The 14,659-nt window shown below is 66.1% G+C and carries 9 protein-coding genes; 6 read left to right on the plus strand and 3 right to left on the minus strand.

The features are described from left to right. Window positions 1–86 precede the first annotated feature (86 nt). Window positions 87–956 carry a GntR family transcriptional regulator gene (locus ACFV8T_RS05670; RefSeq protein ID WP_385324973.1) on the minus strand — a complete coding sequence of 290 codons (870 nt, stop codon included), beginning with the start codon at window positions 954–956 and terminating at the stop codon, window positions 87–89. A 176-nt stretch (window positions 957–1,132) separates the two neighbouring features. On the opposite strand from ACFV8T_RS05670, the gene ACFV8T_RS05675 reads away from it, so the two are divergent. The 6 genes from ACFV8T_RS05675 (at window position 1,133) to ACFV8T_RS05700 (ending at window position 6,795) form a co-directional block, all read left to right on the plus strand. Further along, on the plus strand, window positions 1,133–1,486 hold the full coding sequence (locus ACFV8T_RS05675) for a hypothetical protein (RefSeq protein WP_093854933.1): 354 nt from the start codon (window positions 1,133–1,135) through the stop codon (window positions 1,484–1,486). Next, window positions 1,483–2,886: a cell division protein FtsK gene (locus ACFV8T_RS05680; protein WP_385324976.1), complete on the plus strand. Its 1,404-nt coding sequence runs from the start codon at window positions 1,483–1,485 to the stop codon at window positions 2,884–2,886. Before ACFV8T_RS05675 ends, ACFV8T_RS05680 begins: the two co-directional genes overlap by 4 nt. Before the next feature lie 35 nt (window positions 2,887–2,921). Continuing rightward, window positions 2,922–3,668 (plus strand): DUF2637 domain-containing protein, encoded by a 747-nt coding sequence (locus ACFV8T_RS05685; protein ID WP_385324979.1) that lies wholly within the window; start codon window positions 2,922–2,924, stop codon window positions 3,666–3,668. A gap of 150 nt (window positions 3,669–3,818) precedes the next feature. After that, entirely contained in the window at window positions 3,819–5,267 is a 1,449-nt protein-coding gene (locus ACFV8T_RS05690; protein WP_385324982.1) for a replication initiator, read from the plus strand. After that, window positions 5,264–5,488: a helix-turn-helix domain-containing protein gene (locus tag ACFV8T_RS05695; protein ID WP_181924362.1), complete on the plus strand. Its 225-nt coding sequence runs from the start codon at window positions 5,264–5,266 to the stop codon at window positions 5,486–5,488. Before ACFV8T_RS05690 ends, ACFV8T_RS05695 begins: the two co-directional genes overlap by 4 nt. Then, entirely contained in the window at window positions 5,488–6,795 is a 1,308-nt protein-coding gene (locus tag ACFV8T_RS05700; protein ID WP_385324985.1) for a tyrosine-type recombinase/integrase, read from the plus strand. Before ACFV8T_RS05695 ends, ACFV8T_RS05700 begins: the two co-directional genes overlap by 1 nt. Window positions 6,796–7,013: 218 nt before the next feature. Here ACFV8T_RS05700 and ACFV8T_RS05705 read toward each other — a convergent pair whose 3' ends face one another. Continuing rightward, the gene (locus ACFV8T_RS05705; RefSeq protein ID WP_385324988.1) at window positions 7,014–7,607 is read right to left on the minus strand and encodes an Imm1 family immunity protein; all 594 of its coding nucleotides are present in this window, start codon (window positions 7,605–7,607) and stop codon (window positions 7,014–7,016) included. Window positions 7,608–7,721: 114 nt separating this feature from the next. After that, a complete protein-coding gene (locus ACFV8T_RS05710; protein ID WP_385325546.1) occupies window positions 7,722–14,567 on the minus strand; it encodes a DddA-like double-stranded DNA deaminase toxin in 6,846 nt (2,281 codons plus the stop codon). Window positions 14,568–14,659 lie beyond the last annotated feature (92 nt).

Here is a 14,659-nt window from a genome sequence, read left to right on the forward strand (position 1 = left end):
GCGGCGGCCCGCGTCAGCGGGGCGCCCTTGATCAAGTAAAGAAACTCTGAACAGCTCACGCACTGATCGAGTTGCCCGGTCGATGGTCAGGGCCGCTGTTGCCGGCGCTTCTTCGATTCGGCCAGCGCGGTGTTCAGCTTCTCGCTCGGCGACATGTCCGGCTCGGCGTCGTCGTCATGCAGGGGTGGCAGGAACAGGCCACGTCGGCTCTTCTCCCGCTTGACCTTCCGGCGCTCGCCGTAAAGCCGCTGATGCTCCTCCCGAACCACGTCCCATCGTCGGTCGAGCTCTGCTTCCCGCGCCAGCAGCTCCTCGTCGCTGAGGTCGGCGAACTCGGTGGCGGCCACACGTGCCTCGCGGGCGATCTCATCGCGCAACAGGTAGTTCGTGATCGTCCCGTGGTGCTTGCCCGGCTCCGGTTCCTGGCGGACGAAAACACCACGTCCCTTGACCGCGTACACCAGCCCGTCCTGCTTAAGGCGCCGATAGGCGTTCTGCGCCGTGGAGTTGGCGACTTTGAATCGCTCTTGGATCTCCCGGGCGGGAGGGAGCTGGGAGCCTGGAGGGTAGGTGCCTTCCAGGATTTCCCGGCGGAGGATGTCGGCGACCTGGGCGTACGGCGGTCGGGGATCACCGTTGTAGATGACGTCGACTGGCCAGTCCGGCCCCGCGGCATCGGCTTCCTCATAATCACCGTCGACCTCTTCGGTGCTCCCGCCGACGGAGTCGCTGACGTAGCTGCCCCGGCCGAGCTGGGAGTAGACCAAGCCTTCCTGCTTGAGCACGCGCAGAGCGTTCTGGACGGTGGAGCTGGACACCCCGAACCGATCACCCAGCACGCCGGCCGAGGGCAGGCGCTCGCCGGAGCGGTACTCACCGTTCAGGATCGCGTCCCGCAGGGCCTCGGCGGCCTGGAGGTACGGCGGCCGGGAGTCCTCGTCCAAGGGCAGGGTCATGCCCCCACGGTATCGCCAAGCCGTAGCGATACAGACACATCCCCGGGTTCCCCACCTGACCGCCTACCAACCTGATCGAAGTCACAACCTAATCGACCTTGCAAGTTGAGCGATCATCTCCTTATGCTCCATGTCGAGCCGATCAAGCGGCTCCATCGAACAAAGGGTGTGATGGCATGGCCATGACTCGAATCCGTGTTGCCCTGCTGCCGTCGGCGGTGTGCATCGCGGGCACCGACCCGGCGCTGAAGATCAAGGACCAGCAGACTGGGGAGGTCGCCACGGACCGGGAGACCGGGGCGTCGCTGTACACGGTGACCGTGATGCTCATGGAGGACGGCCGGGCCGAGGTCCTGAAGATCACCGTCCCGGAAACCGGCCTGGCCGCCGGGCTCAAGCCGGGTGTGATGGTGCGGCCCGTGGAGCTGTTCGCGACTCCGTGGGCGCGGATCTTCAACGGTCAGCTCTCCGACGGCGTCGCCTACCGGGCCGCCCGCCTGGAGCTGGTGACGGTGGAGGCGGCCCAGTGATCCGCTTCGAAAATTCCGGGCCGGAATACGCGCCGGACGCGCTGCTGGCCGTGGCCGTCCTGGTCGGTGTGTGGCTTCTGGTGACGGTGGGTCGCTACGTGCGGGCCGACCGGGGCACGCGGGTGAGCATGCGGCAGGCCCTGCGGGTGCGCTGGGGCTGGGTACGGCTCGCGCGGATGGCCGGGCTGACGGTCACCGACAAGACCCCGGGCCTGCTCGCACAGATCACCGTGCAGAAGGACGGCCCCGCCCCCGCGCCCCGAGTCCTGACGCCGAAGATCAAGGTGAAGCCGGACCGGTTCGGTGTGATCGTCCGGGCCCGGACGCTGCCGCAGGTCGGGGTGGAGGAGTACCAGAAGTCGGCGCGGTTCCTGGCGGACGCCTGGCGGTGCACGCGGGTGTCCGTCCTGCCGGACGGCCCCGGCAGGGTGGTGATCCGGGGCGTGCGCTCCGACCCGCTGACCACGCCGACCACGCACCGGCCCTCCGGCCTCCCGCCCGTGGACCTGACGCGCTGGGAGCTGGGCATCGACGAGTACGCCGCGAAGGTGTGCGTGTCCCTGGCCAACGTGCCCGGGGTGACGGTGGCCGGCGTCCCGGGTGCGGGCAAGACCTCGGGGGTCAACAAGTTCGTCTGTGACTTCGCGCCGTCTGCGTCCGTGCAGATCGCGGGTGCGGACGGGAAGGTGTCGCGGGCCTCGGAGGGCGACTACGCCGACCTGGTCAAGCGGATGTTCGCGTTCTGCGGAGACGATCTCGATGAAGCGAACGCGCTGTTCAAGCGCCTGGTGGAGCTGCGCAAGCGGCGCTCGGCGACCATCCGGGACGTGCTGGGCGTGAAGAACATGTGGCACGTCGGGCCCTCGCCGCAGTGGCCGCTCACGGTCCTGATCATCGATGAGGCGCACACGTACTTCCGTGAGTACAAGGGAAGCGACCCGGCCACGAAACGGCTGGCCGCGCTGACGGCGGAGAACGCCCGGCTGGTGGAGGACCTGGTCAAGAAGGGCCGCAGCGTCGGCATCCTGGTGATCCTGATCAGCCAGAAGACCACCGGCGACGCCATCCCCACCTTCATCCGCGACGTGTGCCCCATCGGACTGTCCTTCGCGCAGAAGACCGTGGAAGCAGCGGTGGCCGCACTCGGTGACGACATCCGCAACTGGCCCGATGCCAGCCCGGTCACCTTGCAGGACCCCGCCTACGTCGGCGTCGCGGTCATGGCGATGCAGGGCCGCCCCGGCTACACCCGCATCCGCACCCCCTACGTCTCCGACGCCGACGCCGCCCGCGTCGCCGAAGCCACCTCGCACCTGACCGCCGATCCGGACCTGTGCCTGGACGCCCTCCTCGCCTCGACCGGCCGGACCACGGCACCCCGGCCGTCGCTCGCCAAGTAGCCCCGAAAGCCCACACCGGAAAGGAGGTTGAGGACATGGCGGAGGAACGGTTCACCCGGCGCACCGTGACCGTGGTCATGGCGGTTATCGCGGCCCTGGCCTTCGTCTTCTCCTTCGGCAACGTCTGGGCCCTCGCCCTGCGGCTCGGCGTCCCCCACCCGATCGCGCCACTGATCGCCCCCATGGTCGACCTGTCCGTCGTCGGGCTCCTGGTCGCCCTGCGCTTCCTCGCTCTGCGCGGCGTCCCCAAGGCGGAGCTGAAGGCCGGCACCCGGCTGCTGCACCTGTGCGGCCTGCTCACCCTCGCGCTGAACACCGCCGAACCGCTGTTGGCCGGACGCTACGGACGGGCCTGCCTGGACACCGTCGCCCCGCTCCTGCTCCTCGGCTGGGGCCACGTTGGCCCCGCCTTCCTCGCCCAGTTCCACACCCACACCCGCCCCAACCCGCACCTGGAGGCCACCGCCGCCACCCTTGCCACCGAGCCGGTGCCCGACGTCGCACCATCACCCGAATCGGCACCCCCGACGCCCGCCCCGCAGATCGCCGCCTCCCTGATCGAGGAGATGGAGCCCGCTCCGGCCGCCGCTCCGCCGGTCGCCGTCACAACGACGGGCCCACCCGCTTCCGGCCCTGCCCTTCCGGCCGCCCTGCTGGACGCGGCCCGGCGCATCGCGGACACCCACCGCGCCGAGCACGGAACACCGATCACCGCCGCCCACCTGGGCACACGCATGGGCATCGCCCTGCCGGTGGCCACCACCGCACTTGCTCAGCTCTGAGCACCGGCCCCCACCGGCCACATCCCCCTCGCTGAACCCACGCCCGCCCCTGGGCCTGGTTCGCCATGCCCCGAGCAGCACCAACAAGCCGACAGATCCGGCTGGTTGCTGCTCGGGGCCACCCACCCGAACCGAAGGGACACGCCCCGAATGGTCACCCTGGACCTGCGCCACGTGGCAAGCCCCGCCCTACGGAACCTGCTCCACCTCGTCAACCACCCCGACTTCGACCGCGCACAGCAGCAGATCGAACGCCTCGGCGGCTGCACCGAACCCATCCGCCTGACCGGACAGACCACCACCGTCGACACCACGACCGGCGAAGCCCTTCGTGCCTATACCTCCTCCGACGAGCCGACGGGCAGCCTGCTCACCACGTGCGGCAACCGCCGCGCCTCACGCTGCCCGGCCTGCTCCCGCCTCTACGCCGCCGACACCTACCACCTCATCCGCGCCGGCCTCTCCGGCGGCAAAACCGTGCCCGACACCGTCCGCACCCACCCCCGCGTCTTCGCCACCCTCACCGCCCCCTCCTTCGGCCCCGTCCACAACCGCCCCACCACCCCCGGCGGCGACATCAGGCCCTGCCGCTGTCACCAGCTCCACGGACCCACGGACGCCCTACTGGGCACGCCGCTGAACCCGGCGACGTACGACTACGCGGGTGCGGTCCTGTTCAACGCCCACGCCTCCGCTCTGTGGGCCCGCTTCACCATCTACCTGCGCCGCGAGATCGCCGCCCGGCTCGGCCTCACCCAGAAGGCCGCCCGCGCCGTGCTGCGGATCTCCTTCGCCAAAGTCGCCGAGTACCAAAAGCGCGGCCTGGTCCACTTCCACGCCGTCATCCGGCTCGACGGCCCCGACGGCAACACCACGCCCCCGCCCCCGTCTGCCAACGTCACCGTGCTCACGGACGCCATCCGGGCCGCAGCCCGCCGTGTCCGAGTGGCCCTCACGTCGGACGCGATCGGGGAGCGCGAACTCACCTGGGGAACACAGCTCGACGTGCGCGAGATCGCCGCCTTCGGCACTGACGCCGAACTCACCGACCAGGCCGTGGCCGCCTACGTGGCCAAGTACGCCACCAAGTCCGCCGACGCCTCCGGCACCCTCGACCACGCCCTGTTCTGCCGCCCCTGCCAGGGACGCGGCGCCACTCTCCTGCCTCATGGAACCCCGCTCCCGTGCACCGCTTGTGACGGCACCGGGCAGGCCCGTCCCCTGCCCCGGCTCGCCGTCGCCCGGCATGTGCGGCAGATGATCCGCACCTGCTGGGAGCTGGGCAGGCTGCCGGAATTCACCGGCCTCAAGCTCTGGAAGTGGGCGCACATGCTCGGCTTCCGGGGCCACTTCTCCACCAAATCCCGCCGCTACTCCACCACCCTCGGCGCGCTGCGCGACGTCCGTCGCACCTGGCGCACCGAACAGGCCCGCGCCCACGCCAGCCTGCCCGAGCACGACCCGGACACCACCCTCGTCATCGGCCACTGGGCCTACCAGGGCTCGGGCTACAGCCCCGGCGGCGCGCTCCTCGCGGCCCACGTCTGGCACCGCCGGGAACTGGAACGCCGGTTCATCGCCGAAGAGGGCTGCGGATGAACGCGCAGGAACCCGCCCCGCCCCGGCGGGGACTGAGTACGCCGGAAGAGCTGCTGACCGTGCCCCAGGTCATGGCCCGCCTCCAGCTCGGCCGCTCCGCCGTCTACGACCTGCTCCGCACCCGGCAGCTCGCCTCGATCACCCTCGGCCGCGCCCGCCGCATCCCCGCCGACGCCCTGACCGACTTCATCCGCACCCGCCTCGAACAGGAAGCCGCCTGATGACCACGCCCCGCGACAACTCCGCCTCCCGCCGCGTGCGCGCCAACGGTGACGGGACCGTCTACCAGCGCAAGGACGGCCGCTGGGAAGCCGCTGGATACGTCCTCGCCCCCGGCAACACCCGCAAGCGCGTCCGCGTCTACGGCACGACGCGCAAGGAAGCCCTGGCCAAGCTCACCGAGAAGATCGCCAACAGCAACCGCGGCCTCCCCGTCCCCTCCGCGCAGGGCAGCGTGGCCGCGTACCTGACCTATTGGCTGGAGAACGTCGCCGTCCACCACCTCCGCGAGAACACCCACACCCGCTACACCACCTGCATCAACCGGTACCTCATCCCCGGCCTCGGCAAGAAGAAGCTGGCCAAGCTCACTGCCAAGGACGTCCGCACCTGGCTCAACCAGCTCCGCGCCACCTGCCAGTGCTGCACGCGCGGCCTCGACGCCCGACGCGACCAGCCCCGCTGCTGCGCAGCCGACCAGTGCTGCCACAAACTGCTCTCCCCGCTGACGCTCACCTACATCCACTCCGTACTCAAGTCCGCCCTGGAACACGCCGTCCGCGAAGAGGAGATCCCGCGCAACGTCGCCCGCAACGTCCGCACCGGCACCCCACGGCCCCGACGCATCGAACCCCTCACCGCCGAGGAAGCCCGCCAGTTCCTCACCGCCGCCCAAGGCCACCGGCTGCATGCCCTGTTCGAACTCGCCCTCCACACCGGACTCCGCAAGGGCGAACTCCTCGGCCTGCACTGGGAAGACCTCGACCTTGACGCGGGCACCGCCGCGATCCGCCGAACCTTGCAGCGCAAGGGCGCAGGCGGGCTCACCACGCTGCCCACCAAGACCCGGGCCTCCGAACGCCGCATCGCCCTCCCTACCCGCTGCGTCCAGTCGCTGAAGCACCACCACGAACAGCAGCGGCACGAACGTGCGACCGCAGACACGGCGTGGCAGCACAGCGGGCACGTGTTCACCACAGCGCAGGGTCGACCGATCGACCCGACAAACCTGACCCGCACCTTCATCGCGCTCCTCCGCAAGGCCGGCCTCCGCCGCATCCGCTTCCACGACCTCCGCCACTCGACCGCCACCCTGCTCCTGGAACAGGGCGTCGAACTCGTCGTGATCAAGGAACTCCTCGGCCACGCCCACATCGGCGTCACCGCCACCGTCTACGCCCACGTCCGACTCCGCCTCCAGCGCGACGCCATCGACACCCTCAGCACCGCACTCGACAGCCCGGAGAACACCAAGACGGCACGCTCCGACGGCGACGAACCGCCACCCTGCGCCGCCCTCGTCCGCTGACGTTGCCGTCAACTACTGCCGTCACCCCACACAGACGCCTCGCCAGACACCGCCTGACGGGGCGTCAAGTTTGCTTGCACACATCGAGAAGCAAATTGAAGTTCAACAAACAGCGACATCAACGCGAAATTCGCGCATAACCTTCATGATCGAGTAATAAATACCGTCTCACCGAAAGGGAGATTCCATCTTGCATGAAGCGCCACCGAGAACCTTCATCAGTGCAATGGGTGCCGTGTACCCGAATCTCTGCACCACGGATCCTGACAGTAGGAAGGTGGCACATCCGCCTGTCCATTCAGAGAGTGGTACGCGCCAAAGTCGCCACGATCCCAGCAAATCGCCGTAGGCCTCTGACCGCTTCTTAGTTCGCAAAATTCCTCGACGGCCGCACGAATATCAGATACCGGCAGCGTATTGCGGGGCTCGAAGAGCCTCCAATCGCCCAAATCAGCAACAACGTTTTGATCCAACACCGGCGGTTCCGGATTCCTAGAGGTCCACACACTCCTCGCAATCTCCCGATCCACTCGAACTACGGAATCCTCGGGAACTTGCCACCTCAATGCGCCATATCCTGTAATCGGATTTGTCGAGACCTGAAGACAGCTGTCAAAATACCGATCTGATTTCATCGGATCCCTATGTGGCGCCAAGAGCACAAACGTTGCGAGAATGCCACCCTTTGGCTGTCCAACCACATCTGGCCCTCGGTCGGGCCCGCCGGTCACCAACTCTCCAATCAAGCGCCTAAGAATAGCTCCCGACGCTGCATGATATGTCGTACCGCCAGTGAAAATAGTCAGAATCATTAATATCCTCCAACGTTCGCAGGTGAGGCGATGCGGAATACTGAAACTAGACGGGCCCCACCCCGGAGGATTCTACCCCGGGGCGGGGCCGGCCAGATATTACACCTCTTAAGATTAACCGCCGCCCAGCATAGTTACCCCGTGCCAGCCCTCTTCAGTGCGCCAAACGGATGTCAGGCTAGACCCTCTTGGTAGAATTGCAGACACCCCAGTCATGCATGAATAGGGACCAGAACAAACCCCGTCAGAATTATTGATTACGACTGTCGCCCTCTGAACGCCATTGCTTCTCATAGCCAAAGCGATCTTGGTTTCTACATGAGATGCGGCCGCGAACCCACCTGCAGCGTCGTGAGGCACGCCAGACTTTCTGAGCGCGTCCCCCACTTGCACGAATGAACCATTCTCACCGCTTGATACAGGAGCTCCGACTTTATTTCCAGCATCATCAACGACCTGACCAGTCGTAATCTTGCTGCCTGCCAACTCGTCCGCGATGCCGTCGAGCGGATTGCAGTTGTGAACAAGGACCGGCGTGGCCCCCGCCAGCACATAGTACGTGTGGATGTCGTTAACAGTGAGGTCGTAAGTCCGCTGCTGCTTCTTGTAGTGGCGTGTCGCGACGACCTCGACCGAGTGATTGTCGGACGTTCGCAGCTGGGTTCCAGGCTTGATGTCACCTGCGTCGATCCACTTGTGCTGGTCAGTGGACCAGAACGGGTGAGTGTCAGTGGCGACGATCGAGGATCGACCATCGTCCGTCTCGACGGTGAGGTCAGTGAAGTCCTTGTCATCCTCAGTACGGATGGTCGCTACGACCTCTTTTGAGCCGCTTTCTCCCGCTTCGGGATCGGTAGAAAGGACCTTATCGCCTTCCTTGACATCCTCGATCTTCTTCGTGGTGCCGTCAGCAAGTAGGACCTCAGTGCCCGGGAGAAAGCTATGACACTTTCCGAAGAATTTTTTTCCCTTTTCCACGACCCGCTTGATGGCTTTGACTGCCTTCAAGGGTTTGAGAAATGGAAGATCCGTGGCAGCCGCAGCACAACTCCCAGCTCCCCATGAACCGATGCACTCACCCCAGGAATCGACATCGGGGAGGATGAATGACACTAGTACCGGAGCCACATACTGCGTATAGAAATTCTTTGGGAGTTCCTTTTTTTCAGGAATGCTTGAGGAACCGTGCCGGTTCGTTCCTGCGGACCGGGCCTGCTGAGACCAGATGGTGGACGTCAGAGTGACACCACCCGCCTTGCTGCCTGTGTATCCCGGATAGTACTGCTGGCTGCGGTAGCTCCAACCACCCGAACTATCTGTGAACCAACCGCTGCCGGCTGATCCGTTGTAGCGACCATTTGTGTATTGGTCGTTGTAGTCCGCTCCACCTGCCGGCCCGTCAGGACGCAGCCCGCTCGAATCGCTGAGCGTGGCGGGGTTGTTGTTGCCGTAGGTGTAGCCGTTCATCTGCTGCGGGTCGGCCAGGTCGAGGAGCGGGTCGACGGAGATGAAGCGGCCGAGTTCGGGGTCGTATTCGCGGGCGCCGAGGTGGGTGAGACCGGTGGCTTTGGTGTCGTCGGTACCGCCTACGAAGCCCTTGGTACTGGGCCACGCTGTCGGGGTCTGGCCGCGGATCGCGCCGAAGGGGAGCGTGCGGCGTTGGGTGAGGGCCAGGTCTGCGGCCTGGACGGCGAGTTCGCCGGTTCCGTGATGGTCGGCGATGGTGAAGGAGAAGGTGCCGTCGTCCGCGCGGATGGCCGTCTGGCCGCCCCCGAGGTCGAAGTAGCGCGTCGCCTTCGCCTTGTCGGCTCCGGTGGGAAGTGTGACCTCGGTGTTGCCCAGGTAGAGCGTGGCCTCGGTACTGGTCCGGCTGATGAGCCGGTTACCCGCCGCGTCGTAGAGGTAGGTGGTGGTCTTGCCGTTCTCGGTGACTTCGGAGAGGTGGCCTTCGGCGTCCCAGGTCAGCTTCTGACCGGGGCGGGCCGTGGTGTTGCCGCTCGGGTCGTAAGCGTAGGAGCTGGTCGTGGTTCCCGAAGGAGCCGCCGTGGTGACGGAGCTGAGGGAGTGGGCCTGCGGCTTCCCGGGGGTCGGGTAGTCGTAGGTCCGATTGGTGTCCTTGGTGGCGTCACCGGCGATGTCGTGCTGGATTTCGGTGGCGCGGTTGCCGGACTTGTCGTAGGTGAAACTCTGCCAGTACGGGGCGGGTCCGCCGATCTGGGTACCGGACGGAGCCGTCGCGCAGGTGGTGAGGGGCTGAGTCCATGCCTCAGTTACGCGGCCCAGGTAGTCGTAATTGAAGCACTGGTTGTCGGTGCCACTACGGGAGACGTCCGCCATCGACCGGACGTTGCCGGCCTCGTCGTACCGGTAGGTGACGTTGCGGTCGACACCGGGCTGGTCCTGGCGGTCGACACGTGAAGTCGCGAGCCGCTGGGTACCCCACTCGTAGGCATTGGTCACCTGGGTCTTCTTGGCGCTGCCGGTCAGGCTCATCGTGTACTGCAGAGGCTTGCCGGTCAGGCTGTAGGCGACGCTCGATGTCATGCCCTCGCCGTAGACCGTGACCGGCCGAAGGGTTTCGTCCTCGTAGGTGATGTTGGACGAGCCTCCGGGTAGCGAGCCGGCTGCGGAGTAACTGACGGCGTCAGGCAGTCCCGACGGCAAGTAGGACGTGCCTGCCTGGTAGGTGCCCTGCAGTTTCCCTTCGGCTGCCGGGATCGTGACAGCTGTCTTGATCGGGCGATAGAGCCGGTCGTAGTCAGTGACCTTGGAGGTGTACGCCTGGCCGCCGACGTAACGGGTGGATTCGGCGAGTTGCCCCTTCGCGCCGGTGAGAGTGTCGTACACCTGCTTGGTCCGCAGCGTGCCCGTGGCCGAGCCCTCACGTACTTCGGTCTGTCGCCCGAGGTCGTCGTAGAGGTAGGCCAGGCCCGGGACATCGGTTCGCGAACCCTTGACGAAGGTCAGCTGCCCCCGGTCGTCATAGGTGTTGCTGGTGGTGCCCTTATCCGGGTCGGCAGCGGCAGTCTGGCGTCCGCGCTGGTCGTATCCGTAGCTCCAGCTGTTACCGGCGGGATCGGTCACCTTCTGCAGTTCACCACGTGGCGTGTACTTGTACGTGGTGGTGTCGAAGGCGGCATCAGCCGAGCGGCTGTGGTGCTGACGCAACTCGGTCGTGTTGCCACGGGCGTCGGTGAGAGTGGTTGTCGCGGTGCCACCCACAGGCGGAACGATGGTGGTGCGGTCGCCGCCGAACGTGGTCCTGGTGGTGTTGAGCACCGCTCCACCGTCGCCGTTGCCCGCGATCTGCTGGGTTTCCACCGCGCGATTCAGGCCGTCGAAGGTGGCGCGAGTCTGAGTCTCCACGGACAGCGCGTCAGCCGGCTTGAAGATCTGGACGTTCGGCTTTCCTGTCGTGTAGTACGGCGCGAACGTCTTGGCTGCAAGACCACGTTCGTCGTAGAAGGCGTCCGCGACGATGCTGCCACCGTCCGGGCCCGGGGTCTGGGTCTGGCGGTCGCGCAGGAATCCGTCGTAGAGGGCGTACGACGTGACCTGACCACCACTGTTGTTCAGGGTCTTGGTCGCGACGGCGACTGTCTTGTCGGCAACCGTGTAAACGAACTCCTGACTGGGAACCTGGCTGTTACGCCGGTCCGGCAGCCACACCTTGGTGGACCTGCCCAAGGCGTCGTAAGCCAGTTCAGTCACATTGCTGTTGGTGTCGGTCTGCTTCACCACGAGACCGCGCACAGGATCGACGGTGGTGGTAGTCGTCTGTGCCGAAGCCGCATCGGCCGCGTTCGCGGGAGGCGTGGTCACCTTGATCTCGGTGGCCTGCCCCGTTGCCGGGGTGTACGCCGTGGTCGTCGTGCGCCCGTCCTTGCGAACGGTGCGGACCGGGTCACCCGTTCCCGTCACGGTGACATCGGCCACCAGGTCCGTACTCGTCAGCGGACGACCGTAGCCGTCGTAGGTGGCACCCGACTCCAGGTAGGTGGCCTTGGTGCCGTCGTGGCTCTTCAGTGTGGCGATCGCGGATGCATCGCCCTTGGTGGGGGCAGCGCCGTACGCGCCTCCGTCGTAGGCGGTGCGGGTGTCCGAGAGAACGTCCTTGGAGCGGTCGGTCGTGGCATCGCATGCCTTCGTGACCGTCTCCACCCGGGTGGGAAGGTTGAGCAGATTGACGTCGGTCACCTCCGGGTACGTGGTGCGGGTGCACTGGTCGTCCGCCGTGGTTGCGTCGTCCCCGAAATCGTCGACCTGAATGGCCCGTCCCGCGATGGTGTCCTGCTTGACGGCCGTCGAGGTGGTACGCCATTTGGCCCCGGCGCCGTTGTCGAGCGAGATCCATTGCTTGGTGGCGGTGGTGCCGATGAAGTTGGCCGTCACCGTGCCCCAGTCTCGGACCTTCTTCGCAGTTTCGTGGTACCAGGGCCTGTTGACCGACTTAGCGAGTACCTTGCCGCCGGGCTTGTCGTACGAGACGGACTTGTAGCCGAACCCGGCAGCGGTCTCGTGGTCCGTGATCGGGTCGCCCTCACCTGCGGCAAGAGTCACCGCGACGGTCTTCGTCCCGCCGGACGCATTCTTCCGGTCGCCGTCCATGCCTCGCAGGAAGTAGGAGTCCTGCTGTGTCTTCATGGCGGCGTCGCCGCCCTGGCCGCCGGTCCGGACCTGGACCTGACCGTAGCCCCGCCACTGGGACCAGGTCTTCTCCTTCTCCTTGGTCAGACCGTCGTCGTCATCGAAGTGCCAAGCGGCATCCCCGAGGTAGTCGTAACGGGTGACCTGGTCGGGTGCGCCGCCGATGCGGTCCGTCCCCGTTACGGATTTGGTCACGTACTTGTTGAACCAGTGCTGCGTGGCGGGGTCGGAGTCGCTGCCACCGATGTACTGAGGGAAGCAACGCGTGGTGTTGGTCTCCGGGGTCGGCAGGGAGCTCCAGTTGCAAACCGGTTCTGAATAGTTGGCAGTGATCTGACCGCCGTACTCGTCCGCGATGGAGAACAGCCGCGACTTGATGAAGGGCGCGAAACCGTCGCCGGTCTTGTCGAGCCGGTTGGCGAGATCCTCGTAGGCGAACGTCGCCTTCGGCAGAGTGATGCTGGGCGTCGCGGACTCACCTGTGTGCTGAATGCTGTCCAGCAGCAGCTGGTAGTCGGTGTCGGCCTTGCCCCAGCGGTGGTCGAACTTCCAGGAATCGACCTTGGCATACGTGCCGTCGGACTTGAGGGTCTGGGTCGTGATGTTTGTCAGCCGCTTACGTGTCCAGAAAGAGGGCGACAGTCGGCCGTTGTCACAGGTGGTGTCGGCCTTGCAGTTCAGATCCCAGGGCGTGTCGTACCAATAGAAGGACTTGGTGTCGATGGTGTCTGCGGCACAGGTGACCCCGGACTCCGGCAGGCATCGCTCGGCACTGTCGAAAGCGACCTGGGCCAGCGGCTTGGTGCCGTACAGAGCGGACGACTTCTGCCCGTAGTCGATGCGCTTCAGATAGCCGCCGCGGGTGTACGCGGTGTCGTCGCCGGCCTTCAGGTTGCGGCCGTAGGAGTTGGTCTCCTTGGTGTAGTGGTAGGTGACGGCGTTGCCGTGGCTATCGACGACGTAGTCGAGGTTCCACCGCCATGCCTGCTGGCACCAGGAGTCGGCGAACGTCTCGGCGTGGCACTCCTCACCGGTGTTGTTCCCGTAGACCGGCAGTGTCCAGGTGGAGTCCGTGGTCGCCTTGCCCGTGCTCCATCCGGGCAGCCGGTTGTATCCGAAGTAGTAGCGGGTGCCGTCCGGGTCGGTCAGACGCCAGTACTCGCCGTCGTTGTCTTCATTGCCGCGGTTGGTGGACTTCAGCCGCTTGATCCGAGTGCCGTCGTCGTGCTTCAGCTTGAACTCGTCGTTGCCCGCAGGGACCAGTTCCCCGCCCGAGCCGTTGAAAGAGATGAACGCGTTGTCGTACGCCCAGCACATGTCGCCGGGCTTGCTGCCGTCCGCGTTCTTCACACCGTCGTCCGCGCACGGTTTGTAGCGGCGCTCGATGAACCCGGGCCACATGTCGAAGCCGTCACCGACCCAGGACCCCTGGTTGTTCGTCCCGCCGGTCCGGCCGTCGATGGCGCCGGACGAGTAGGAGAGGCCGACGGTCGGCTTCATGCCTCCCGGGACATCGGGGGTGTCGATGGCGTACGACCAGGTGAAGTCACCAGTGCTGAGATTGGTGCGCCAGGTGGAGGACGGGGACAGGGGCGTCGCTTTGTAGTCTCCCTTGTCACCTGAGGCCGAGGCCGTCGCGGCCAGGACCGTCGGCCCCCCTGTCCGCAGACTCAACGACTTCGCCGTCAGCGTGCGCTCTGCCGTGTCGTTGGTGGCTGCTATAGGTTCGCCGGAACGGCATCGCTTCTTGTCCGGGGTCGTGAGTGCGCAGGCCGGCAGTTCGACCAGTTGCATGCGTGAGGCGTAGGAGCCACCGAACAGCTCGGAGTAGGCGGAGTAGTCGACAGTCAGGGCGACAGAGGTCTGTTCCGACCCGGAGGCGGAGGCGGAGTCCACAGTCTTCGGAGTGAGGCTGAACAAGGCTCCGCTCACGCCGACCCGTTGCGCCTGCTCACGTCCGAGGACGCGCGAGGTCACACTCCTCGGCGAGGGAGACGCCGCACCGTTCCGTACCTTGGCCGATGTCTTGCCCTGGCTCCGGCCGATACCGAGCGGCTGCTTCTCGGGGGTGGCGAAGCGTTTCGCACCCTTCGCGTCGGCCTCGGGCATCGCGATCGTCACCACGGAGGATTGAGGCAGCATTGCCTCCGGGGCCTTCGATGGGACCTTGGGCCCGGGTGTCCGGGCTCGCGGCTTGGCCTTGACGCCTCTGGCTCCCGCAACAGGTTTCTCCGCCGATGGCAACCCGGGCAATTCGGGGGTCGCCGCTGTTGAGGCCGGAGTTGCCACTGCCTGGAGCAAGGCGGCGACCATCACGGTGGAAACCGCCAACGATGTCCGCCGGAACACTCTGTTCCTGAAGGTGAATCCTGCTCTGCGTCTCATGCGTGGTGTTATCCATCACT

Origin of the sequence: Streptomyces sp. NPDC059832 (assembly GCF_042731715.1) — a bacterium.
GTDB lineage: Bacteria > Actinomycetota > Actinomycetes > Streptomycetales > Streptomycetaceae > Streptomyces.